This is a genomic window from Candidatus Pelagibacter sp. PS_44 (assembly GCF_059417735.1).
In genome coordinates, this window is the sequence record NZ_CM182063.1 from 1,029,974 (window position 1) to 1,054,314 (window position 24,341).

Below are 24,341 nucleotides of genomic sequence, written 5' to 3' on the forward strand. Positions count from 1 at the left end.
TATTAGGCTTAATTAGCCAGCTTCTTTCCCACTATTTCTTTAAAATTCTTAACACCATCAGCAATTAATATTTCTTTAAGCTCTTTTTTAATCTTTCCTACTATGTTTGGCCCCTGAAAAACCATTCCAGTATATAGTTGTACATAACTTGCTCCTGACTGAAATTTTTTATAAGCACTGTCTCCTGAGTCTACACCTCCAACTCCTATAATCTCAATTTTTCCATTTAATATTTTATAGAATTTAGTTATTAATTTATTCGCTTCTTCTTCCAGAGGTTTTCCTGATAGGCCGCCTTTTTGATGTTTTAGAATATCTTTTAATTTATCTCTATTTTTAGCACTTGTATTAGAAACAATTATTGCACTAACTTTATATTGTATTAAAGTTTTACAAATTATTTCAATTTGTTCTTCTAAAATATCTGGAGAAATTTTTACTATAATTGGTATTTTGGATTTTAGTCTAATTTTTTCTTTTTCTATCGAGTCCATTAGTTCGTCAAATTTAGACTTATCATGAAAATTTCTTAAGTTTTCTGTATTAGGTGAAGATATATTGATAGTGATGTAATCAGCAATATTATGAAAAACCCTAAGTCCAATTAAATAATCATTTAGTCGATCTTCACTATCTTTGTTTGGACCAATATTAACACCCAGTAAACCTTTATTTGGATTTGACTTAATTCTTTTGCTAATATTTTCTGAGCCTAAGTTATTAAATCCCAATCTATTTATTAGAGCCTGATCATCTACTAGTCTAAAAACTCTTGGTTTTGGATTTCCATATTGTTCTAGTGGTGTAACGGTTCCTACTTCTACAAAGCCAAAGCCAAGTTTAAAAAGAGAATTATAAACTTCAGCATTTTTATCAAAACCAGCTGCTATTCCTATAGGATTATTAATTTCTTTTCCAAATAATTTAGTCTTAAATAATGAGTCATCTTTTTCTTGATTAGATAAATTTGGTAGTAAATTTAATTTTAAAGACTTAATTGCTAAATTATGAGCTGTTTCAGGATCAAACTTAAAGATTAGTGATCTAAATTTTGAAAACATTATTTTATTTTTTCTTTTATTAATTCTTTAGTTTCGTTCACTCCAAAAAAGCTTATAAAAAAACCCATCCTTGGACCATTTTCGTCTCCAAAAACAACTTCATAAATTAGTTTAAACCAATCGCGTAAGTTTTCTGAATATCCATTATCTTTTCCTGTTGAATAAATTAATGTCTGAATATCTTCAGGTAACATTTTATCATTACACTCATCTAAAGTCTTAATAAGTGCCTCTAAAGCTTTTTTTTCACTATCGTTTGCTTTTTTATATTTTTTTTGAATTTTGATTACATCGTTAAAATATTTAATAGCATAACCAATCAAGTTATCAAAAATAGGATGATCTTTTTCAGAAATATCCTTCTTATATTTTTTTACAAATTTCCAAAGTAATTCTTTAGAGTCTGCATTGCTAGTCTCTACTAGATTTAAAAGCATTGAAAAGCTCATTATCGTATCTTCCTTAGGAATTTTTCCATTATGTACATGCCATACTGGATTCATCAATAACTGAAGTTCATTTTGTTTTTTTGCTTTTTCTATGAGATCCAAATACTCATCTACTGTTTTGGGTACTATTTCTTTATATAGTTTTTTGGCTCTTTTAGGATTTTGATACATGTATAAGGAAAGACTCTCGGGAGATGCATACTCCAACCATTGATCAATTGTAATTCCATTACCTTTTGATTTCGATATTTTTTCACCTTTTTCATCCAAAAAAAGTTCATAGGCAAAACCAGATGGGTTCGTTTTTCCAATTAACTTTACTATTCTCGATGACAATATCGCACTTTCAATCAAATCTTTTCCGTACATTTCAAAGTCTATATCTAAAGCATACCACCTCATTGCCCAATCAACTTTCCATTGTAATTTACAATTTCCATCTAAAATACTAGTTTCAAGTTTTTCACCATTATTATCAAAAATAATTTTTGATTTATCTTTTAAAATTTCTAAAACTGGAATTTCTAAAACTTTGCCTGTATTTGGACAAATTGGTAAAAATGGACTGTAAGTTCTTTGTCTTTCCTTCCCTAATGTTGGAAGAATTATATCCATAATACCCTGGTAGTTTTCTAAAATTATTTGAAGAGTTGGATTAAAAAAGCCACTTTTATAAAGCACAGAGGAGCTTTTAAAATTATACTCAAAATTAAACTTATTCAAAAAATCTTGTAACATTTCATTGTTGTGTTCACCAAAGCTTGCAAATTTTTCAAATGGATCTGGGACTTGTGTTAATGGTTTATGAAGATTATTGTTTAAAAGTTCTTGATTAGGAACATTCTCTGGAACTTTTCTAAGACCATCCATATCATCAGAGAACGTTATAATTTCAGTTGGAATATCAGTAAGTTGTTTCAAAGCATTAACCATCATCGATGTTCTGGCAACCTCACCAAATGTACCAATATGAGGAAGTCCACTTGGACCATAGCCTGTTTGTAAAATTATTTTACCTTTTTTATCTATAAATGATTTTCTTTCACGCAACATCTTTTTAGCCTCAACAAAAGGCCATGCGTTGGTTTTATCTAAATTATCTTTTTCAATCACTTTGTTTAATAACAAATATCTTATATTTGGTGTTTTTATTAATTCTTATAGAGTTGAAATTTATTTACCATAAAATAATGTTCTTTCAAAATGTCTAATTATAAAACAGTTTTTTTCACCTTGGGTGTTTTGCAAATTATTCTTGGAATTTCCATGATGATACCAATTCTTGCTCAATTTATTTATTCAGAAATTGACTCCTCATTTATTGGGGGGTCTATAATTTCAATCATATTTGGGGTTTTATTTTTTTTATCTAACCTTAATCATGATAAAAAACTAAATCTACAACAAGCTTTTTTATTAACCGCTCTTTCTTGGTTGAGTATTGCAATATTTGGTTCTTTGCCTTTTATCTTTTCCTCTTTAGAGCTTTCAATAACAGACTCATTTTTTGAAAGTATGTCTGGTATCACAACCACCGGATCAACAATTATATCTAATTTGGATGAAGCTCCTAAATCAATACTATTGTGGAGAGCCATGCTTCAATGGCTTGGTGGAATTGGTATAATTGTAATGGCAATAACACTAATGCCAATAATGAACGTTGGAGGAATGCAATTATTTAAGATTTCTAGCAATGACTCATCAGAAAAAATTTTACCAAAATCAAAAGAAATTTCCCTAAGGTTAATTTATGTTTATTTAAGTTTAACTTTTCTTTGTGCTTTTACTTACTCTATTTTTGGAATGAATTTTTTTGATAGCTTAACTCATTCAATGACAACAATAGCAACTGGTGGTTTTTCAAACTATAATGAATCTATTGGACATTTTAATAGTTTATCAATCGAAATATCATCAATGATTTTTATAATTTTGGGTAGCTTACCTTTTATTGCCTATATAAAATTTTTAAATGGTGATAAAAAAATTTTTATTTCTGATGTACAAATTAGATCATTTTTAAAGATAATCATTTTTTCGATTATTATACTTTTTATTTATTTACTTTTTCAAAGTAACAATTTTTCTCCAACAAGTTTAAGGGTAATCTTTTTTAATGTAATCTCGATTTTAAGTGGTACAGGTTATGTGACTGGAGAGTTTGATGGATGGGGTAATTTTCCATTAATTTTCTTTTTAACATTGATGTTTATTGGTGGATGCGCTGGTTCTACAGCATGTGGAGTAAAAATTTTTAGAATCCAAATTTTATATTTGTTCATAGTTAATCAACTAAAAAAGATTATTTATCCTAAGGGTGTTTTTATAATAAAATATGACAAAAATAATGTTGATGATAAATTTATGGCATCCATTATTTCTTTTATATTTCTTTATTTGGTTATATTTTTTTTAATTACAGCTTTTCTATCTTTAAGTGGTTTAGATTTTATTACCTCAATTTCAGGAGCTGCAACATCAATATCAAATGTTGGTCCTGGATTAGGCTCAATAATTGGACCAAATGGTAATTTTTCAAGCCTACCTGAAATTTCTAAATGGATTTTAACACTTGGAATGATATTAGGTAGATTAGAACTTTTTGCTATACTGGTATTATTTCTACCTTCCTTTTGGAGAAATTAATTATGATTGAAATCAAAAAACAATCACTCTCAGAAACATTCTCTATCTATTTCGATAAAAGAATGCTCAGAATATTATTATTAGGTGCAATCTCTGGATTTCCGTGGGTATTAATTGGGAGTAGTTTAAGTCTGTGGCTTAAAGAAGATGGACTAAGTAGATCAACAATTGGATGGGCTGGTTTAATATTTGCAGTATATGCTTTTAACTATTTGTGGGCTCCCTTAATTGATAGATTTCAAATACCTATCCTTACAAAAAGAATAGGTCATAGAAGAGCTTGGATAGTCATAATGCAAATTATAATCCTAGCTTGTTTATGCACATGGAGTGTTTTAAACCCAACAGAAAATCTAACTTTATTAATTACTATTGGTTTAATTATTGCCACTGCATCTGCCACTCAAGACATAACTGTAGATGCTCTGAGAATAGAGCAGATAGGAAAAAATGAGGATAAATCAATGGCTGCGGGCGCAGCAGTCTCTGTTGTTGGTTGGTGGAGTGGTTATAAGTTAGGTGGCGTGGTTGCACTATTTACAGCTCAATTCTTTGAAAACATTGGTATTTCTAATTATTGGCAAATGACATTTTTAATTCTAGGTATATTGATTATTCTAATGAACATCGGTTTAATGTTTGTACATGAATCAATTTCAACAGAACGAAAATCTAAACAAAAGGAAATTGATTTATTAATACAAAATAAAATTGGTTCAAAAAATATCATTAGTAACTTTATTTCTTGGATAGGAAGCACAATGGCTGGTCCTATAATAAGTTTTTTTAAGAATAATGGATTTTCTATAGCAGTTGGTATTTTAAGCTTTGTCTTTTTATTTAAGATTGGTGAAGCATTTTTGGGGCGAATGTCGATTGTTTTTTATAAAGAAATTGGTTTTTCAAAAGGAGACATTGCAATTTACTCAAAAACTCTTGGTTGGATTACTACTGTAGTCTTTACATTGTTGGGTGGTCTTTTTGTAATTCGGTCTGGAGTTCTTAAAGCAATGTTTTTAGCTGGAATTTTAATGGCATCAACGAACCTATTGTTTACATTGCTTGCTTGGAGTGAAAAATCAGAGTTACTCTTTGCTTTTGCGGTAATTTTTGATGATATAGCTGCAGCATTTGCAACAGTTGCCTTTGTTGCTTTTATTTCTTTATTAGTGGACAGAACCTATACGGCAACCCAGTATGCATTGCTTGCCTCAATTGGTACTGCTGGTAGAACTACACTAGCCTCTTCTTCTGGTGCGTTAGTAGATTGGTTAAATGGAGACTGGGGTATCTTTTTTATATTAACTGCTCTTATGGTTATACCATCTTTAATTTGTCTATGGTTAATTAAGAGTAAACTTAAATTAAATGAAAAATAATAATCATTTTCTAACTAATTCTTTACTTAACATATATGAAAGGCCTTCAAAAAAATCATCTATAAGTTCACAAATAATTTTTGGAGAAAAATTTATAATTCTCTCAAAAAATAAAGGGTGGCTTAAAATAAAAACAGCATGTGATAATTATAAAGGTTATATCAGGAATCCTCAATTTATAAAAAAGTTTGAACCAACTCATAAAATATTTAAACTTAAAGCAAAAATTTATAAAAAGAATAAAAAAAATAAATTTAGTCCAACTAAAAATTATTTAACTTTCTCCTCTCAAATTAATATATCAAAAAAAGAAAAATCTTTCGGAGAATATAATAAAAATAAATGGATAAAATTAGCTGATACAAAAATTATATCTCATATAGAAAAAAGCTTTGTTAAAATATTTAAAATTTTTTTAAACACTAAATATATTTGGGGAGGAAAAAGTTATAAAGGTTTAGATTGCTCAGCCTTAGTACAGTTATTCTTTTTATATAATAGAAAATTTTACCCACGAGACACCAAGGATCAAATAAAGTATTCACCAAAAAACTCTAAAAATCAAAAGTTTAGTAAGGGTAATATTATTTTTTGGAAAGGTCATATCGCTGTATGCATTAGTAACAAAGAATTAATTCACGCTTATGGTCCTGAAAAAAAAGTAATAATCATGCCAATTAATAAAACAATTGAACGAATTAAAAGAACAGCAGGTCTTGAGGTTAAAAAATTATCCTCTATAAAAATCTAACTTCTTCCAAAATCAGGTTTATTGATATCTTGTTTTAATCTAATTATTTTTTTTCTAACCTTTTTTGTATCAACTAACTTTTTAATTATAGATTGATTATTTTTGGATTGAATATCTTTCTTAAAAGCCTTTAAATTTTTAATGAATAAATCAATAACTTTAGATATATTTTTTTGATTATTGAAAAAAATATCTCTCCACATAATTTCATTTGAGGCGGCAATTCTTGAAAAATCCCTTAGACCACCTGCACTAAACTTGATTAATTCATACTTTTGTTTTTTTTCAAAGTCTGTTGCAGTCTTTACTAAATTATAAGCAATTAAGTGGGGTAAATGACTGGTCATTGAAAAGACAATATCATGTTTTTTTGAATTCATTACGGAAACCTTGGATCCAATTTTTGTCCAGAACTTTCTTAGTATTGAGAGATGTTTTTGATTGGTATTAATTTCTTTTATAAGAATACACCATTTGTTTAAAAATAAATCTTTTTTACCATGTTCTGGACCACTAACTTCTGAACCTGCTATTGGATGACTAGAGGTCCATGAAATTCCTCTCTTTAAATTTTCTTTGATTACATTATGAGATTTTTCCTTACTTGAACCAATATCTGTAATAATTGTTTTGGGTAGTAAATATTTATTCAATTTTAAAATGATTCTTTTATATTCACTAAGCGGTGTGCAAACTATTATCAAATCTATATTTGGTACTATTTTTTTGAAATCAGTTGTTGTAGTGCAGGGTAATTTTAGTTTCTTAATTTTTGATAAATTAGATTTTGATTTTTCATACACAAAGATGTTCTTAGCAACTTTATAATGTGAAATAGCTCTTAATACAGATGAGCCAATTAAACCACAACCTATAATTAAAATATTTTTCATAATCAATTAAATATATCTGTAATTGCTTTTATAAATTTTTCATTTTTTACTTTTGAACCAATAGTTAATCTTAATTTATTTTTTATATTATAGCCATCCTCAGTCGATCGTAATATAATTCCTTTTGATTGTAGTTTATTAAAAACAAAGTTTGCTGAATATTTACATTTATCAAAACTTAGCAATAAAAAGTTAGCTGTAACTTCATTGGAAAAAATCTTCCAATTTTCTAAAAATTTCTTAATCTTATTTGCATAGAAGATGTTGTGTTTAACAGATCGATTAATAAAACTATTATCTTTTAAAGCTTCTATTGCAGCATTCTGTGCGATTTGATTAACATTAAATGGAGGTCTTATTAAATTCATTGCACGAATTATTTTTTTATTTGCATGCCCCCAACCTACTCTCAATGAAGCTAATCCGTAAATTTTTGAAAATGTTCTTATAACAACAACATTGTTGATATTCTTAAATAGGTCTAAGCTTGGTTTATAATCTTTATTTTTCATATATTCGAAATAAGCATCATCTAAAACTAGCAAAATATTCTTATTTAATTTTTTTCTTAATTCTATTAATTCTCTTTTACTTAAATAGGTTCCAGTTGGGTTATTTGGGTTTGCAATAAATACTAATTTAGTTTTTTTAGTTACTTTTTTAATTATTTCATCAACCGAAACTCTAAAATTTTTTTCTTTAGAAAAAACTACTTTTGCTCCTACGATTTGAGCATAAATTCTGTACATTAAAAAACTATACTGTGGAACAATCACCTCATCCAACGGTTTCAGATATAATTGACAAATCATTTGAATGATTTCATCTGAGCCTGCACCACATATTATTTGATCTAAATTGCACTTATATTTTTTTGCAATCTCCTTTCTTAAATTTGTAGCTTTACCATCTGGGTACTTCGAAATTAACAAGCTTTTATCTTTCAATATTTTTGATACTCTTGGACTTACCCCGAGTGCAGACTCATTTGCTGATAGTTTTATTGGGTTTGAAATTTTACTTATATTTGACCTACCAGGCTTATAAGCTTCTATTTTAAATATTTTAAATTTTGGAATTGTCATTTTATAATTTTATTCACTTTATAAATAAAATACTAACTTTTCATATAGAATAAGTCATTTTTAAAAAAAATTGACATAAGAAATACTATCTAGTACAAAAAATATGCGCTGATTTAACTGAATTGCGAGCGCTTAAAAAAACCGCTAAATAAGTTTTTTTGTCTCCCAATTCAAATTTAGCTAAATATTTATGATTAAAGATTTAAGTATAAAAAAACTTATAATTGATAAACCATTAAAATTGGACTGTGGTCAAACTATAAATAATTATTCTTTGGCCTATGAAACCTATGGTTCCTTAAATGAAAAAAAGGATAATGCCATACTTGTGTTTCACGCATTGACAGGTGATCAATTTGTAACGGGAATTAATCCAATTACAAAAAAAGAAGGTTGGTGGTCGTATGCTGTTGGCCCTAGTAAAGCTATTGATACGAATCAATTTTTTGTAATTTGTGCAAATGTTATTGGTGGCTGCATGGGCTCAATTGGTCCTAATGAAATTAATTTCGAAACAAATAAAAAATATGGAACTAGCTTTCCTGTTATAACTATTAACGACATGGTTAATGCACAATTTAACTTGTTAAATTTCTTTAATATTGAAAAATTATTTGCTGTTATTGGTGGATCTATGGGGGGGATGCAGACACTACAGTTCGTTAGTAATTTTCCTGAAAAAGCAAAAGTAGCAATACCAATTGCTTGCACTGCAAGTCATTCAGCACAAAACATAGCTTTCAATGAACTTGGCAGACAATCAATTATGGCAGACTCTAACTGGGACAATGGAGACTATTCTAATAAAGATAAAAGTCCTGATAAAGGATTGTCAGTAGCTCGAATGGCTGCACATATTACCTATCTATCAAAAAATGGGCTTCAGGAAAAATTTGGAAGAAAGCTTCAAGAAAGAGATGATTTAAAATTTGGTTTTGATGCTGATTTTCAAATTGAAAGTTATTTAAGATACCAAGGATCTGTATTCGTTGATAGATTTGATGCAAATAGCTATCTATATATAACAAGAGCAATGGACTATTTTGATCTTATCAAAGAGCATAATGGAAATTTATCTAGAGCATTTGAAAATACTAAAACAAAATTTCTTGTTATATCCTTCACTTCCGATTGGCTTTATCCCACTTCTGAAAATAAAGAAATTGTTATTGCATTGAATGCTATAGGTGCTGACGTTGGATTTGTTGAGATTGAGTCTGATAAAGGTCACGATTCATTTTTATTAAAAGTCCCTAAATTTTTAAATACCTTAGGTGATTATATTAAAACAGCTTATTCTAAGAGCTAAATATGAAACAAGAGTTTAAAATAATATCAAATCTAATTAATAAGAATACTAGAGTTCTGGATGTGGGATGTGGCGATGGTACACTAATGGAATATCTGAAAAACAGTAGGAAAATAGATATTAGAGGAATAGAAATTTCAAAAAATAATGTTCAAAAATGTTTATCAAAAGGATTAACAGTTATAGAGGGGGACGCAGAGAAAGATCTCTTGCAATTTCCAGATGGTTCTTTTGATTTTGTTATTTTAAGTCAAACATTACAGGCATTTCTCACTCCTGAAATTGTTATAAAAGAATTATTACGTGTTGGGAAAAAAGCTGTAGTTACTATACCTAATTTTGGTTTTTGGAAAGTCAGACTTCACTTATTGCTTAAAGGAACAATGCCAATTACAAAAAACCTACCTGACGAATGGTATAATACTCCTAATTTACATATGTGCACATTGAAAGATTTTTATAATTTTTGTGAAAATCGAAATATAAAACTAGATCAATCAATAGCTTTAAAAAATGAAAAAATATCAACTATAAATAAATTAAATCTAAATATAAAAAACTTATCAGCAGAATTGGGTATTTTTTTAATTGAAAGATAAATGAAAATTCAAATAATACCCTGTTTACATGATAATTATTCTTATCTTGTTATTGATGAAAAATATAACATAGCTTGTGCTATTGATCCCAGTGAAGCAAAACCTATAATTAAATACTTAGAGAAAAAAAATATTAATTTAAAATATATACTCAATACTCACCATCATTATGATCATGTGGGTGGCAATCAAGAGTTAAAAAAAAAATATAATGCTCGTGTTATTGGATACAGGGGGGATAAAGATAGAATTCCAGAAATAGATACTCTTGTTGATGATCAAGAAATATGGAAACAGGAAAGTTTTGAGGCCAAAATAATTCATATACCAGGTCATACTCTTGGACACATATGTTTTTATTTTTTCAATGAGGAGGCTGCTTTTACTGGAGACACTCTTTTTTCTTTAGGGTGTGGAAAAATTTTTGAAGGAAGTTATGAACAAATGTTTAATTCTTTAATGAAAATTAAAGCACTTCCATTAAAAACTAAAATTTACTGTGGACATGAGTATACTAAACAAAATGCTAAATTTTGTATAACTCATGACAAAAATAATGAAAATCTTAAAAATAAAATAAAAATTATAGATAAAAAATTAGAAAATAATTTACCCACTATTCCATCTACAATTAGAGAAGAGCTAGATTGTAATATTTTTCTTAGATCTAATAAAGTTGAAACGTTCTCAAAATTGAGAGATTTAAAGGACAATTTCTAACTTATTCACGCTTGACTATGATTTGCGCGAGACTATATTGCTCATTATAAAAAAAGATAAAACAATGTCATACGCTATAATACAAACAGGTGGAAAGCAGTACAAAGTTAAAGCTGGTGAGATACTTAAAATCGAAAGATTAGAGGACTCAAAGCCCGAGACTAAAATTGAATTTAAAGAAATCTTAGCTTACGGTGATGATAAAACTATTGAAGTTGGTTCTCCTGTAGTAGAAGGAGCAAAAGTTGAGGCTGACCTTGTTGAAAATGGTAAAAATAGAACTGTTTTAATCTTTAAGAAAAGAAGAAGACAAAATTCAAGAAGAAAAAATGGACATAGACAACAGTTTTCATTAATTAGAATTAGCAAAATTTTTTCAAAAGATGGTAAAGTTTTATCTGAAATAGGAAAAATGATAAAACCAACTAAAAAAGTTGAAAAAGTAGAAGCAGAAGTAGCAAGTAAATAAATTAGGTAAATTATGGCAACAAAAAAAGCAGGTGGATCATCAAGAAACGGACGAGACAGTGCTGGTAGAAGACTGGGCGTTAAAAAATACGGTGGTGAAGTAGTAATTCCTGGAAACATAATAGTAAGACAAAGAGGAACAAAAATTTTTCCTGGCGAAAATGTAGGTATGGGTAAAGATCATTCTATTTTTTCTGTTGTTGAAGGTAAAGTTGTTTTTAAAAAAGGTAAATCAGACAGAACATTCGTTTCAGTAAAACCCAATTAGTAGTACAACTAAAAACTGAGAGTTGTATTATGAAGTTTCTTGATCAAGTTAAAATTTATGTAAAAGCAGGCAATGGAGGACATGGCTCTCCAAGTTTTCGACGTGAAAAATTTATTGAATACGGCGGACCTGATGGTGGTGATGGTGGCAAAGGTGGCTCCATAATTTTAAGATCTGAAAGAAATTTAAACACACTTATTGATTACAGATTCCAACAACATCATAAAGCTGAACGTGGAGAAAATGGATCAGGACAAAACCGTACTGGTCGTGGCGGTAATGATTTATTTTTAAAAGTACCAATAGGAACACAAGTTTTTGAGGAAGATAATAAAACTTTAATTTTTGACTTTAAAAAAGAAGGTGAAGAATTTGTTGTTGCTAATGGTGGCAAAGGTGGACTTGGAAATACAAGGTTTAAAAGTTCTACTAATAGAGCACCAAAAAAATTCACTAAGGGTACAATAGGAGAAGAATATATAATTTGGTTACAATTAAAAACTATTGCAGATGTTGGGATAGTGGGATTGCCTAATGCAGGTAAATCAAGTTTATTAGCTGCCATCACAAATGCAATGCCAAAAATAGCTAACTATAAATTTACGACATTAAACCCAAATTTAGGAGTTGCGAGTTATGATGATAAAGAAATTACATTAGCTGATATTCCAGGTTTAATTGAGGGCGCACATGAAGGAGTGGGATTAGGTATTCAATTTTTAAAACATATAGAAAGGTGTAAAACTTTAATGCACTTATTAGATATTACTAACCAGGATCTTGAAAATACCTACAAACAAGTTCGAACTGAACTTGGTAGCTATAGTAAAGATTTACTAAAAAAAAAGGAATTAATTGTATTAAATAAAACTGACTTACTAGAAAAAGAAGAAGTAAGTCAAATTTTAAAAGAATTTTCTAAAAATAAAAACTCAGAAGTTGTTATACTTTCAACACTCGATAAAGAATCAATATCTCAAATAAAAGCTAAATTACTTTCATATGTATCTTGAAAATTCAAAAATTATTGTAGTTAAGATAGGCTCATCGTTACTGATAGATGATAATAAAAAAATAAGAAATAAATGGTTATCTGAATTTGCCAAAGATATTAAAGAACTAATAAAAAAAAATAGAAAAGTAATTATTGTAAGCTCTGGTGCAATTGCCATGGGTTGCAAAAAACTCAACATAAATAAAAAAAATCTTAAAATTGATAAAAGCCAGGCTGTTGCATCAATTGGTCAAATAGAGTTGATGAATTTATTTTCAGGAACTTTCTCAAAGTTAAAAATTAATATTTCTCAGATTCTTTTAACACTAGAGGATACTGAACAAAGAAGAAGGGCTTTAAACGCAAAAAGAACTTTTGATAATTTATTTGAGTTAGGCTTCATACCAATTGTAAATGAAAATGATACAACGGCAACAACTGAAATAAAATATGGTGACAATGATAGGTTGGCATCAAGGGTTGCTCAAATATCTAGAGCAGACACACTTATATTGCTTTCAGATGTTAATGGTCTTTACACTCAAAATCCAAAAATTTTTAAAAATGCCGAACTTATTAAAGAAATAAAAAATATTGATAAGAATATTGAAAGAATAGCCACTAAAAGTATTGGTGATCTTGGTACGGGTGGAATGAAAACAAAAATTGATGCTGCTAAAATTTGTCAATTGTCAGGTTGTAAAATGGTAATCGCAAATGGTTTATTAAATAGACCTATAAAAAAAATAATTGAGGAAAATAATTGTACGTGGTTTCTACCTAAAGTTTCAAAATTAGATGCTAGAAAAAAATGGATCATTAGTTCTGTCTCCCCAAAAGGAGCTCTTATTATTGATGATGGTGCAAGACAAGCACTCACAAATGGTAAAAGTTTATTAGCCGCTGGCGTAAAGAAAGTAACTGGTAATTTTAAAAAAGGTGATCATATAAAAGTTTTAGACAAAAATAACAATGAATGTGCTAGAGGACTTAGTTCATTCTCGTCTGATGAAATAGAACGAATTAAAGGTTATCACTCAAGAGAAATAGAAAAAATATTAGGATATGTTGCAAAATCAGAAGTTATACATAAAGATGATATAGTGGAAATATAGAATGAACAAGATTATGAATTCAATTGGCCAAAATGCTAGAAAGGCCATCCTCAATAAAATTGATACACGAACTAAAAATAAAATTTTAAAGAGATATGCTTTATTACTTGATAAAGAAAAAAACTCTATAATCAGTGCTAACCAAAAAGATATCAAATTTGCTAAAAAAAAAGGCTTAAAGAATAATTTAATAGATAGGCTTACAATTGATCATAAAAAATTAGTTGGTATAAAAAAATCTATTGAAAAAATTGTAAAAATTAAAGATCCAGTTGATTATATATTAGAAAAATGGCGTAGACCAAACGGTTTAACAATAAGTAGGGTGTCTGTACCCATAGGTGTATTGGGTATAATTTATGAAAGCAGACCTAATGTTACATCTGATGTTGCAAGTTTATGTTTTAAATCTGGGAATGCAGTAATATTAAAAGGTGGCTCAGAAGCTATAAATACTAACAAAATTTTAGCAAACTTATTTCGAAAATCACTAAAAGAAAATAAAGTAGATCAAAATTTTATCCAATTTATAAACTCCAAAGATAGGAAAATAGTTGATTACATGCTTTCAAAAATGAAAGATTATATAGATGTGATTATTCCACGTGGAGGAAAAAGTTTGGTTAAAAGAGTACAAGCGTCCTCAACCGTACCTATCATTGGACATTTAGAGGGTCTTTGTCATACTTACATAGATAAAGATGCTGATCTTAAAATGGCAATAGACATTGTTTATAATGCAAAGTTAAGGAATACTAGTATTTGTGGTGCTACGGAAACAATTTTGATGCACCAAAAAATAATTAAAAAATTTTGTAATCCAATTTTAAAAAAATTAGAAGAAAACAACTGCAAAATTTTTGGAGATCACCTTATAAGAAAAAATTACAAAGGAAAAATATATCCTGCAAAAGATAAGGATTGGTCTACAGAGTATTTATCAGCAATTGTTTCAGTAAAAACTGTTAAAAATTATAAAGAAGCAATAAAACATATTAATAAATATGGAACTATGCACACTGACTCTATTGTTACAAAAAATAAAAAAACAGCCAATCAATTTTTAAAAAATATTAAAAGTTCTATAGCTATGCATAACACTTCTACACAATTCGCTGACGGTGGTGAGTTTGGTTTTGGTGGTGAGGTTGGTATTTCCACAAACACCTTACCTCCAAGAGGTCCCGTTGGGCTTGGACAGCTTGTTTCATATAAATACGAAATAGTTAGTAATGGTAAAATTAGAAAATAACAAAAAAATAAAAATTGGAATATTAGGAGGTACATTTGATCCTGCTCACAAAGGGCACTTAGAAATTTCAAAACAGGCAAAAAAATTACTTAATCTTAAAAATGTCATCTGGGCGATTACTAAACAAAATCCATTCAAAGATATTAGTAAATCAAATTTAAAAAATAGAATCCAATTTGCAAAAAAACTAATTGCAAAAAATGATTTCATAAAAATAAGATTTTATGAAGAAAAGATATCCTCTAATAGAACTATTGACCTTATCAACTATCTGAAAAAAAATAAAAAATATGAGCTATATTTTATTATGGGTGCTGACAACCTTATTAACTTTCATAAATGGCACAAGTGGAAATCTATTGTGAAAAAATGCAATCTCCTAGTGTTTGATCGACAAGGATACAAGGCTAAATCTTTAAAGTCAGTCACTTATAATGGTGTGAATAAAAAAAGATTATCATTTATTAAATTTAAGAAGGTTAATATTTCATCTTCTCAATTAAGAAAAGTTTGATAAGGTTAAATATATTAATGGAAAAAAACTCAGATTTAAAAAACTTAATTTTAGAAACACTAGATTCCAATAAAGCCTTAGATATTGTTTCAATTGATCTTAAAAATAAAAGTTCAATGGCAGACTACTTAATCATAGCAAGTGGTACTTCATCTAGGCACATTCAAGCTTTATCAGAAATGGTACTGGAAAAATTAAGATCTAATGGAGTTAAAAATTCTAAAATTGAAGGAAAAGAAAGCGGAGATTGGAAATTGGTCGATGGTATTGATTTGATTGTCCATATATTCCATCCTGATAAAAGAAAATTTTATGAACTTGAAAAAATTTGGTCTGAAGTAATTCCCAAAGAAAAAGTGATGATATGAGCCTAATCAAAAAGATTCCTTTTTTTGTTTTAGTTTTCTTATTTATTTTTCAAAAAAGTTTTTCTGATAACTCTGAGATTTATAAAAAAATTGATTTATTTGGTGAAGTTCTTGAAAAAATAAATGATGAATACGTTGATGAAATTGATCAGTCACAAAGTATGGATGCTGCCATAAATGGTTTATTACAATCTTTAGACCCTTATTCCGCATATATGACGCCTGAAAGCTTTGAAAGTATGCAAACTGAAACAAGCGGAGAATTTGGTGGTTTAGGTATTGAAGTAGGTATGGAGGCAGGTGTTGTTAAAGTAATATCGCCAATAGATAATACTCCCGCTTCAAAAGCTGGCTTAAAAGCTGGTGACTATATTGTTAAAATTAACGATACTCAAGTTCAAGGAAAGTCTTTAACAGAAGCTGTTGAGTTAATGCGTGGACCCGTTGGTTCAAGTATAGAAATAACAGTTAGAAGAAGAGGAGAAAAAAAAGCATTAATTTTTAATATCACAAGAGAAATAATTGAAGTTCAATCTGTAAAATTTGAACTTTTAGAAAATAACATAGGTTATATAAGATTAACTTCTTTCAATGAAAATAGTAGCTCACAAGTGAAAGAAAAGATTGAAAAACTAAATAATAATAAAAAGCTTAAGGGATATATTTTAGATCTAAGAAATAACCCAGGTGGATTACTTTCTCAGGCAATTAAAATATCTGATTTTTTTTTAGAAAATGGTGAAATTGTATCAACGAAAAGTAGACAGCCATCTGAAAATCGAAAATGGTTTGCAAAAAAAGGTGATTTAACTGATGGAAAAACTGTATTAGTTCTCATTAATTATGGATCGGCTTCTGCGGCTGAAATAGTAGCTGGTGCATTAAAAGATCATAAAAGAGCAATTATTGTAGGTGAAAATAGTTACGGGAAAGGATCGGTGCAATCAATAATACCTCTTAAGAATAAAGGCGCCATAAGATTAACAATTGCAAAATATTATCTTCCATCTGGAAAATCTATTTCAGAAGTTGGCGTAACTCCTGACATTGAAGTTGTAGAAGGTTCTGATGATTTTAAGATCAATTCAGAAACTGATAACCAGTTAAATTTTGCTATAAAACTACTTAACGGATAAATGACAAGCGCTAATTTAGACCTCCCTTTACGAAGTGGAGTTGGCATTGTTGTATTAAACAAAGAAAATAAAGTTTTTGTTGCAAAAAGAATAGATAATCAAAAAAATTTTTGGCAAATGCCTCAGGGTGGAGTTAACAAGGGTGAAAATTATTTGGATGCTGCTTATAGAGAATTAGAAGAAGAAACTAGTATAAAAAATGTTGAACTAATTAAAGAGTGTGATGGATTAATCTCTTATGAATTACCAAAAAACTTACTTGGAATTATCTGGAAAGGAAAATATAGAGGCCAACAACAAAAATGGTTCGTAATGAGATTTTTAGGTCAAGATAATCAAATAAATATTAAAACTGCACAACCTGAATTTTCTGAGTGGAAATGGATTGAGCTTGAAAAAATAACTGACTTAGTTGTAGATTTTAAAATGCATGTTTACAGAAATATCCAAGACCAAGTAAGAAAAATTATTAATTTATAGTTTTTAAAACTTCAATTTTTTGATCAACTAAGTATTTATTTTGATCCGTAATGTCACTATTTTTTGAATTTTCTTCTGCTTGAGTAAGTAGTTCACTAATTTTATTTTTATCAATATCTTTGATATTAAAAATTGAACTTGTTAGAACTGATAAATTATTATTCTTAAATTCAACAATTCCATCCTCAACATAGTAATTATCCTCTCCTGATTTAGAAAAGATTTTAATAATCCCTGGCTTTAAAAATGAAATAATTGAGATATGGTCCTTTAAAATCCCCATTTCTCCCTCAAAAGCAGGTACAACAACTTCTGTTACATCTTCTTTTGTAAGAAAAGATTTTTCTGGGTTTACAATTTCTATTTTGAACTCTTCACTCATTATGCAGCAGCATCTTTCGCCATTTTTTCTGCTTTTTCTACAGCTTCTTCAATTGTACCCACCATATAAAATGCTGCTTCTGGTAAATGATCATACTCACCATTACATATTGCAGCAAAACCTTTAATTGTAGATTCTAAATCTACTAATTTGCCTGGAGAACCAGTAAAGACTTCAGCAACAAAGAAAGGTTGTGATAAAAATCTTTGTATTTTACGTGCTCTAGCTACTGTTAATTTATCTTCTTCAGATAATTCATCCATTCCTAAAATCGCAATAATATCTTGTAGTGACTTATAAGTTTGAAGAACTTTTTGCACTTCTCTGGCAACTCTGTAATGCTCATCACCAACTATTCTAGGATCTAAAATTCTAGAAGTAGAATCTAGTGGATCAACTGCCGGATAAATTCCAATTTCAGCTATCTGCCTCGATAATACAGTTGTTGCATCTAAGTGAGCAAAAGATGTTGCAGGTGCGGGGTCAGTCAAGTCATCTGCTGGTACATAAATTGCTTGTACAGATGTAATAGAACCCTTGTTAGTAGTTGTAATTCTTTCTTGAAGGTTACCCATATCTGTTGCAAGTGTAGGCTGATATCCAACTGCTGAAGGAATTCTTCCTAATAGTGCAGAAACTTCTGAACCTGCTTGAGTGAATCTAAAGATATTATCAACGAAGAATAATACGTCTTGTCCTTCTTGGTCTCTAAAATATTCAGCTACAGTTAAACCTGTTAAGGCAACTCTTGCTCTAGCTCCTGGGGGTTCATTCATTTGACCATACACTAGTGCAGCTTTTGATCCTGGGCCTTCTGGCTTAATAACGCCTGAGTCTATCATTTCGTGATAAAGATCATTTCCTTCTCTAGTTCTTTCACCAACACCAGCAAACACAGAAAAACCACCATGGGCTTTTGCTACGTTGTTAATTAATTCCATAATAAGTACTGTTTTACCAACACCCGCACCTCCGAATAAACCAATTTTTCCTCCTTTGGCATATGGTGCTAATAGATCAACTACTTTAATTCCTGTAACTAGAATTTCTGTCTCTGTTGACTGATCACTAAATTCAGGTGCAGCTCTATGGATTGGCCATTTCTCTTTTGTTTTTACTTCACCTTTTTCATCAATAGGTTCACCTATTACATTTATAATTCTACCTAAGGTCTCTGGACCAACTGGAACTTGGATAGGAGCACCTGTTGCGGTTACTTCGTCTCCTCTTTTTAATCCTTCAGTAGCATCCATTGCAATAGTTCTTACGCTTGATTCACCAAGGTGCTGAGCAACTTCTAAAACTAATCTGTTGTCTCCATTTTTACATTCTAATGCTGATAAAATTTCTGGCAATTCTCCATTAAATTTTACGTCTACTACTGCTCCAATGATCTGTGTGATTTTTCCTTTGCTCATAATTATAAACTTTCCGCTCCTGATATAATTTCAATTAGTTCTTTTGTAATAGCTGCTTGACGACTTCTATTATACTCAATAGTTAGCTTGTCAACCATTTCACCTGCGTTACGGGTTGCATTATCCATTGCACTCATTCTTGAGCCCTGTTCGCTAGCTGAATTTTCTAACATCGCTTTAAAAATCTGAGTAGATATGTTTTTAGGCAATAAATTGCTTAAAATTTCATCTTCATCTGGTTCAAATTCATAATTATCCTCAGAAGAATTTTCTTCTGCTTCAGATGTTTTTAAAGGAATTATTTGTTGTTCTTGAGGTATTTGAGTAATTACATTTTTAAATTTATTATAAAAAATTGTACACACATCAAATTCTTTTTTTTCAAAGTTTTCAATTATCATTTTACCCACTTTTTCAGCATCTAGATAATTAATAGTTTTTGAATCTTTAAAAGATATTCTTTCTACAATATCATTTTTATAAACTCTTTTTAATTGATCATACCCTTTAGAGCCAACTGTTATAATCTTTAAAGTTTTTCCCTCATCAGATATTTTTTGAAAATATGCTTTGGCTTTTTTAATAATATTTGTATTAAAACCACCACATAGACCACGATCAGATGTTAATACAATACATAAATGCACTTTATCTTCACCTGTTCCAGAAAGAAGCTTAGGGGCATTTTCTTTATCAGAAATGCCACTAGATAAATTAAGAATAATGTTATTCATTTTTTCAGAATAAGGTCTTCCTTTTTCAGCATTTTCTTGTGCTCTTCTAAGTTTAGCTGCCGCAACCATTTTCATGGCTTTGGTAATTTTTTGTGTAGACTTTACACTCGCTATTCTTTTTTTTAAGTCGTCTAGTGTTGCCATATTTTAAGAATTAAAGTTCTTCTTAAGTTCAATGATAGTTTCAACTAATAATTTTTCAGTATCTTCTTCAAGTTTACCTGAACTTAAAACAGACTTTAAAATTTCTGGTTTTTCAGATTTACATTTTTCAATAATCTTAGACTCAAACTCAGCAATATCTTTAAGTTCAACATCATCCAAATAACCTTTTACTCCACAGAAAACTGAAATTACTTGCTCGGCAACTGTCATAGGAGAATATTGTTTTTGTTTTAAAAGTTCAGTTAGTTTTGAACCTCTATTTAAAAGTTTTTGTGTTGATGCATCTAAATCAGATCCAAATTGTGCAAAGGCAGCCATTTCTCTATATTGAGCAAGCTCTAACTTCATTGAACCAGAAACTTTTTTCATTGCTTTTGTTTGTGCTGCAGATCCAACTCTAGAAACTGATAGACCTACGTTGATCGCTGGTCTAATTCCTTGGTTAAATAATTCTGTTTCAAGAAATATTTGACCATCTGTAATTGATATAACGTTAGTTGGAATAAAAGCAGATACGTCTCCACCTTGCGTTTCAATTATTGGAAGAGCGGTTAATGAACCTCCGCCATGCTCATCGCTAAGCTTGGCTGCTCTCTCAAGTAATCTGCTATGTAAATAAAATACATCTCCTGGATAAGCTTCTCTTCCTGGAGGTCTTCTTAATAAAAGTGACATTTGTCTATAAGCTACAGCCTGTTTAGATAAATCGTCATAAATGATTAATGCATGCATACCATTATCTCTATAGTATTCACCCATAGTACAGCCTGTATATGGTGCTAAAAACTGAAGTGGTGCTGCATCTGAAGCAGTAGCAGCAACAATTGTTGTATATTCCATTGCACCAGCTTCTTCTAAAGTTTTTTGAATTTGTCTAACTGTAGATCTTTTTTGACCTATAGCGACATAGATACAGTAAAGTTTTTGCTTCTCATCACCAGATTCATTTATTTTTTTTTGGTTAATGATCGCATCGATAGCAACTGCAGTTTTTCCAGTTTGTCTATCCCCAATAATTAATTCACGCTGTCCTCTTCCAACTGGAACTAAACTGTCAATTGATTTTAAGCCTGTTTGCATAGGTTCACTAACAGATTGTCTTGGAATAATTCCAGGAGCTTTTACTTCAACTCTACTTCTTTTAGTTGCTTTATCTAAAGCACCTTTGCCATCGATTGGATTTCCTAATCCATCAACAACTCTTCCTAATAATTCTTTTCCAACAGGTGTATCAACAATACTACCTGTTCTTTTAACAACGTCACCTTCTTTAATTTTTCTATCATCTCCAAAAATTACAACTCCAACATTTTCGCTTTCTAAGTTTAGAGCCATGCCTTTTGATCCATCGGAAAATTCTACCATTTCTCCAGCTTGAACATTGTCTAATCCGTACACTCTAGCAATACCATCTCCTACTGACAAAACTTGACCAACTTCAGTCACTTCCGCTTTATCTCCAAATTTTTTAATTTGCTCTTTTAATATCTTTGTTACTTCTGATGGGTTTATATCCATTTATGCCTCTATCATCCTATTTTCGATTTGTTGTAATTTATTTTTAATGGAAGTGTCCACCATTGTGCTTCCGACTTGCACAATCAAACCCCCAATTAAACTTGCATCATATTTGTAGTTTAATTTTATTTTTGAACTAAAGTTTTTAGTTAATTCTTCTTTTATGTTGTTAATTTCCTTTTCAGTAAGATTTTTTGCAGAAGTTAATTCTGCTTTTAATTCACCTCTTTTGACTGAACATGTTTCAACAAAGCTTTTTAGAATTTTATCCACATAAAAGAATCTCCTTTTAGATATTAGAAAGTTTAAAAATTTTGTTAATAATTCATTTATTTTATATTGTTCTGAAATTTTACTTAGAGCATTCAATTGATCTTCTTTGCTATTTGTTGGATCCTTTATTAAAGATTTAAAATCTTCACTTGAAGCAATTAAATTAATAATTGAAGTAGAATGAACCTCGATCTCACTTAAATTATTAGCTTCTATTGCTAATTCATAAAGTGCAAGAGAATATCTATCAGCCGATGTTTCAGAAAAAACTTTATTTTTGCTCAATTTATTGTTCCTTATAAATATTAGAAGATTTATTAAAATTTTGTTTTAATTAACATATGACTCCTACCTCTTCAAGTCACACATTGTCTAAAAGTCTTGTTTTTTCTGCATTAATTGAAGTTTATTGGGTCAACATCAACCGTTAGTTTCATTCCAGCAGGAAATTTGAATTTTTCAATGACTTTTGAAAGTGAATTTTGAACTTTTAAAGATTTTCTACCCCTAATCAAAAGCCTTACTCTAAATCTTCTTTTTAATCTAAATATAGGAGCGTTTACAGGTCCAAGCACTCTACCATCAACAGCATTTTCTATAAAACTTTTAAACTTATAAGCTTCTTTTTCAAGTTCTCTTTCATTGTTACCAGTAATTATTAAGGCAATAAATCTTTGAAACGGTGGAAGATTATTTTCTCTTCTAATTTCAAGTTCTTTGTCTAAAAATATATCAGGATCTTTATTGGTAATATCAGTAATCATTTTGGTATTTAGATTGTAAGTTTGAAAATAAACAGTTGCTGGTTTTCCTGTTCTACCTGCTCTTCCTGAAAGTTGATGATATAACTGTAAGTTTTTTTCAGCACCTCTTAGGTCATGACCTTGTGATGATAAATCAATGTCAACTACTACTATACAATTTAAACTTGGAAAATGAAATCCTTTAGAAATTAATTGAGTCCCAATTAAAATTTGGATTTCATTATTTATAATTTTTTCTATAACATCCAAAGAACTTTTTTTATTCATTGTATCACTGGAAAATATAGTTGTTTTTTGAGTGGGAAAAATTTTTTTAACCTCTTCTGATATTCTTTCAACACCAGGACCACTAAAAATAAAATCACATTTACCCTCTTTACAGCAATCTCTATTTAGTAAAGCTTTATAGCCACAGTAATGACATAACAAATTTTGTTTGTTTTTATGATATACCAAATTTATTGAGCAATTTGGACATGAATAGCTAGTAAAGCATTTTTTACATAAAACATGTGGGGAAAATCCTCTTCTATTTAAAAAAAATAAAACTTGGTCTTTTTTTTCAAGATGTAAATTTACTTTTTCAATTGTTTCTTTAGATATCCAGGATTGAGATTCAAGTTTGGAATTATTTAGATTAATTATTTCATATTTTGGCAAAGATGCATTTAAATACCTTTGATCAAGTTTTGATAAACTATATTTGCCTTTTTTAATATTGTCATAAGTTTCAATAGAGGGAACTGCGGTTATTAAATTAATTGGAATATTTTCAAAAGATGCTCTTGAAATTGCCATGTCTCTAGCATTGTAAGTTACTCCCTCATCTTGTTTGTAAGATTGATCATGCTCTTCATCAACAATAATTAATCCTAGTTTTTTAAAAGGTAAAAATAATGAAGACCGAGCACCAATTACAACTTTAATTTTGTCATTTGCTATTCCACTCCAAATAATTTCTTTATTTTTTTTTGTAATGCCTGAGTGCCATACAGCCGGCTTGAAACCAAAAAATTCTATAAATTTATTTTGAAATTGTCCTGTTAATCCTATTTCTGGTAATAGAATTAACCCTTGAAAACCCTTATTAATTATCTCTTTTAAAGCCTCAAAATAGACCATTGTTTTACCTGAGCCTGTAGTGCCTTGTAAAACATGAACTCTAAATTTTTGATTTAATACATTCATTTTTTTTAATGAATTTTTTTGTTCTTTGGAAAGTTTTATTTTATTTTCTTTGATATCTATTTTAAATGTTTCATAAGCCTCAATTGGTAACTTTTCTATAGCGCCACTACTTAATAATAATAATTTTAATGCCATACCTTTAGGTGTCATATTATATTCTGAAAACCAGTTTAAAAATTTAATTATATTTTTCTTTAAGGGTGGAACATCTAATTTCCTTAAAACTTTTTTAATTGCAAAATTTTTATTTGTTTTTTTTTCAAAGTCATCCCACACAACTCCAGTCACCTCTGACTTTCCAAAGGGTACCAGAACATAGTCTCCAACTTTTAAAGTTAAATCAGAATTGTAGGTAAAAGGATGATTAAAAATATTTGGTATAAGAATCGGTACTTTCATATCTTTATAA

At 29.3% G+C, this 24,341-nt stretch carries 25 protein-coding genes; 15 read left to right on the forward strand and 10 right to left on the reverse strand.

The genetic code is table 11. The features are described from left to right. Positions 1-8: 8 nt before the first annotated feature. Entirely contained in the window at positions 9-1,061 is a 1,053-nt protein-coding gene (locus AC5SLO_RS05660; protein ID WP_494573001.1) for a quinone-dependent dihydroorotate dehydrogenase, read from the reverse strand. Continuing rightward, positions 1,061-2,623, reverse strand: a complete 1,563-nt coding sequence (locus tag AC5SLO_RS05665) for a lysine--tRNA ligase (protein WP_494573002.1) — start codon at positions 2,621-2,623, stop codon at positions 1,061-1,063. The genes AC5SLO_RS05660 and AC5SLO_RS05665 overlap by 1 nt, the downstream gene beginning before the upstream one ends. Positions 2,624-2,713: 90 nt before the next feature. Between AC5SLO_RS05665 and AC5SLO_RS05670 the strand changes: the two genes are divergently transcribed. From AC5SLO_RS05670 to AC5SLO_RS05680, 3 genes are read left to right on the forward strand one after another with little or no spacing between them, the layout of a single operon-like run. Continuing rightward, positions 2,714-4,159 (forward strand): TrkH family potassium uptake protein, encoded by a 1,446-nt coding sequence (locus AC5SLO_RS05670; protein WP_494573003.1) that lies wholly within the window; start codon positions 2,714-2,716, stop codon positions 4,157-4,159. A 2-nt stretch (positions 4,160-4,161) separates the two neighbouring features. Then, the gene (locus tag AC5SLO_RS05675; protein ID WP_494573004.1) at positions 4,162-5,538 is read left to right on the forward strand and encodes an AmpG family muropeptide MFS transporter; all 1,377 of its coding nucleotides are present in this window, start codon (positions 4,162-4,164) and stop codon (positions 5,536-5,538) included. Next, positions 5,528-6,289 carry a C40 family peptidase gene (locus tag AC5SLO_RS05680; RefSeq protein WP_494573005.1) on the forward strand — a complete coding sequence of 254 codons (762 nt, stop codon included), beginning with the start codon at positions 5,528-5,530 and terminating at the stop codon, positions 6,287-6,289. Before AC5SLO_RS05675 ends, AC5SLO_RS05680 begins: the two co-directional genes overlap by 11 nt. On the opposite strand, the gene AC5SLO_RS05685 is transcribed toward AC5SLO_RS05680, so the two are convergent. Together AC5SLO_RS05685 and hisC are read right to left on the reverse strand one after the other, a co-directional pair. Then, entirely contained in the window at positions 6,286-7,182 is an 897-nt protein-coding gene (locus AC5SLO_RS05685) for a prephenate dehydrogenase (protein WP_494573006.1), read from the reverse strand. The genes AC5SLO_RS05680 and AC5SLO_RS05685 overlap by 4 nt on opposite strands. Before the next feature lie 2 nt (positions 7,183-7,184). Next, positions 7,185-8,267 (reverse strand): histidinol-phosphate transaminase, encoded by a 1,083-nt coding sequence (hisC, locus tag AC5SLO_RS05690; protein WP_494573007.1) that lies wholly within the window; start codon positions 8,265-8,267, stop codon positions 7,185-7,187. 190 nt (positions 8,268-8,457) lie between these two features. On the opposite strand from hisC, the gene metX reads away from it, so the two are divergent. From metX to AC5SLO_RS05750, 12 genes are all read left to right on the forward strand, one after another. Further along, positions 8,458-9,576: a homoserine O-acetyltransferase MetX gene (gene metX / locus AC5SLO_RS05695; protein WP_494573008.1), complete on the forward strand. Its 1,119-nt coding sequence runs from the start codon at positions 8,458-8,460 to the stop codon at positions 9,574-9,576. Between the two features lie 2 nt (positions 9,577-9,578). Further along, on the forward strand, positions 9,579-10,175 hold the full coding sequence (gene metW / locus AC5SLO_RS05700; protein ID WP_271516200.1) for a methionine biosynthesis protein MetW: 597 nt from the start codon (positions 9,579-9,581) through the stop codon (positions 10,173-10,175). Next, entirely contained in the window at positions 10,176-10,895 is a 720-nt protein-coding gene (gloB, locus tag AC5SLO_RS05705; protein WP_494573009.1) for a hydroxyacylglutathione hydrolase, read from the forward strand. 64 nt (positions 10,896-10,959) lie between these two features. Beyond that, positions 10,960-11,364, forward strand: a complete 405-nt coding sequence (rplU, locus tag AC5SLO_RS05710) for a 50S ribosomal protein L21 (protein ID WP_494573010.1) — start codon at positions 10,960-10,962, stop codon at positions 11,362-11,364. A gap of 12 nt (positions 11,365-11,376) precedes the next feature. Further along, positions 11,377-11,631, forward strand: coding sequence for a 50S ribosomal protein L27 (gene rpmA / locus AC5SLO_RS05715; protein WP_006997689.1), 255 nt, complete (start codon positions 11,377-11,379; stop codon positions 11,629-11,631). Positions 11,632-11,660: 29 nt separating this feature from the next. After that, the gene (gene cgtA / locus AC5SLO_RS05720; protein ID WP_494573011.1) at positions 11,661-12,644 is read left to right on the forward strand and encodes an Obg family GTPase CgtA; all 984 of its coding nucleotides are present in this window, start codon (positions 11,661-11,663) and stop codon (positions 12,642-12,644) included. After that, positions 12,634-13,740, forward strand: a complete 1,107-nt coding sequence (gene proB / locus AC5SLO_RS05725) for a glutamate 5-kinase (protein ID WP_494573012.1) — start codon at positions 12,634-12,636, stop codon at positions 13,738-13,740. Before cgtA ends, proB begins: the two co-directional genes overlap by 11 nt. Positions 13,741-13,753: 13 nt before the next feature. Further along, positions 13,754-14,992 (forward strand): glutamate-5-semialdehyde dehydrogenase, encoded by a 1,239-nt coding sequence (locus tag AC5SLO_RS05730; protein WP_494573013.1) that lies wholly within the window; start codon positions 13,754-13,756, stop codon positions 14,990-14,992. Beyond that, a complete protein-coding gene (gene nadD, locus AC5SLO_RS05735) occupies positions 14,973-15,506 on the forward strand; it encodes a nicotinate (nicotinamide) nucleotide adenylyltransferase (RefSeq protein ID WP_494573014.1) in 534 nt (177 codons plus the stop codon). The genes AC5SLO_RS05730 and nadD overlap by 20 nt, the downstream gene beginning before the upstream one ends. 17 nt (positions 15,507-15,523) lie before the next feature. Next, a complete protein-coding gene (rsfS, locus tag AC5SLO_RS05740) occupies positions 15,524-15,874 on the forward strand; it encodes a ribosome silencing factor (RefSeq protein WP_494573015.1) in 351 nt (116 codons plus the stop codon). Further along, positions 15,871-17,010 (forward strand): S41 family peptidase, encoded by a 1,140-nt coding sequence (locus AC5SLO_RS05745; protein ID WP_494573016.1) that lies wholly within the window; start codon positions 15,871-15,873, stop codon positions 17,008-17,010. Before rsfS ends, AC5SLO_RS05745 begins: the two co-directional genes overlap by 4 nt. Beyond that, positions 17,011-17,490: an RNA pyrophosphohydrolase gene (locus AC5SLO_RS05750; protein WP_494573017.1), complete on the forward strand. Its 480-nt coding sequence runs from the start codon at positions 17,011-17,013 to the stop codon at positions 17,488-17,490. It abuts the gene before it with no gap. On the opposite strand, the gene atpC is transcribed toward AC5SLO_RS05750, so the two are convergent. From atpC to priA, 6 genes are all read right to left on the reverse strand, one after another. Then, positions 17,480-17,872, reverse strand: coding sequence for an ATP synthase F1 subunit epsilon (gene atpC / locus AC5SLO_RS05755; RefSeq protein WP_271516187.1), 393 nt, complete (start codon positions 17,870-17,872; stop codon positions 17,480-17,482). The genes AC5SLO_RS05750 and atpC overlap by 11 nt on opposite strands. Beyond that, entirely contained in the window at positions 17,872-19,290 is a 1,419-nt protein-coding gene (atpD, locus tag AC5SLO_RS05760) for a F0F1 ATP synthase subunit beta (RefSeq protein ID WP_271516186.1), read from the reverse strand. The genes atpC and atpD overlap by 1 nt, the downstream gene beginning before the upstream one ends. 2 nt (positions 19,291-19,292) lie before the next feature. Continuing rightward, positions 19,293-20,168 carry a F0F1 ATP synthase subunit gamma gene (locus tag AC5SLO_RS05765; protein ID WP_494573018.1) on the reverse strand — a complete coding sequence of 292 codons (876 nt, stop codon included), beginning with the start codon at positions 20,166-20,168 and terminating at the stop codon, positions 19,293-19,295. Between the two features lie 3 nt (positions 20,169-20,171). Then, positions 20,172-21,707: a F0F1 ATP synthase subunit alpha gene (gene atpA, locus AC5SLO_RS05770; RefSeq protein WP_494573019.1), complete on the reverse strand. Its 1,536-nt coding sequence runs from the start codon at positions 21,705-21,707 to the stop codon at positions 20,172-20,174. Beyond that, positions 21,708-22,265: an ATP synthase F1 subunit delta gene (gene atpH / locus AC5SLO_RS05775; RefSeq protein WP_494573020.1), complete on the reverse strand. Its 558-nt coding sequence runs from the start codon at positions 22,263-22,265 to the stop codon at positions 21,708-21,710. A gap of 110 nt (positions 22,266-22,375) precedes the next feature. Continuing rightward, the gene (priA, locus tag AC5SLO_RS05780) at positions 22,376-24,331 is read right to left on the reverse strand and encodes a replication restart helicase PriA (protein WP_494573021.1); all 1,956 of its coding nucleotides are present in this window, start codon (positions 24,329-24,331) and stop codon (positions 22,376-22,378) included. Positions 24,332-24,341: the final 10 nt, after the last annotated feature.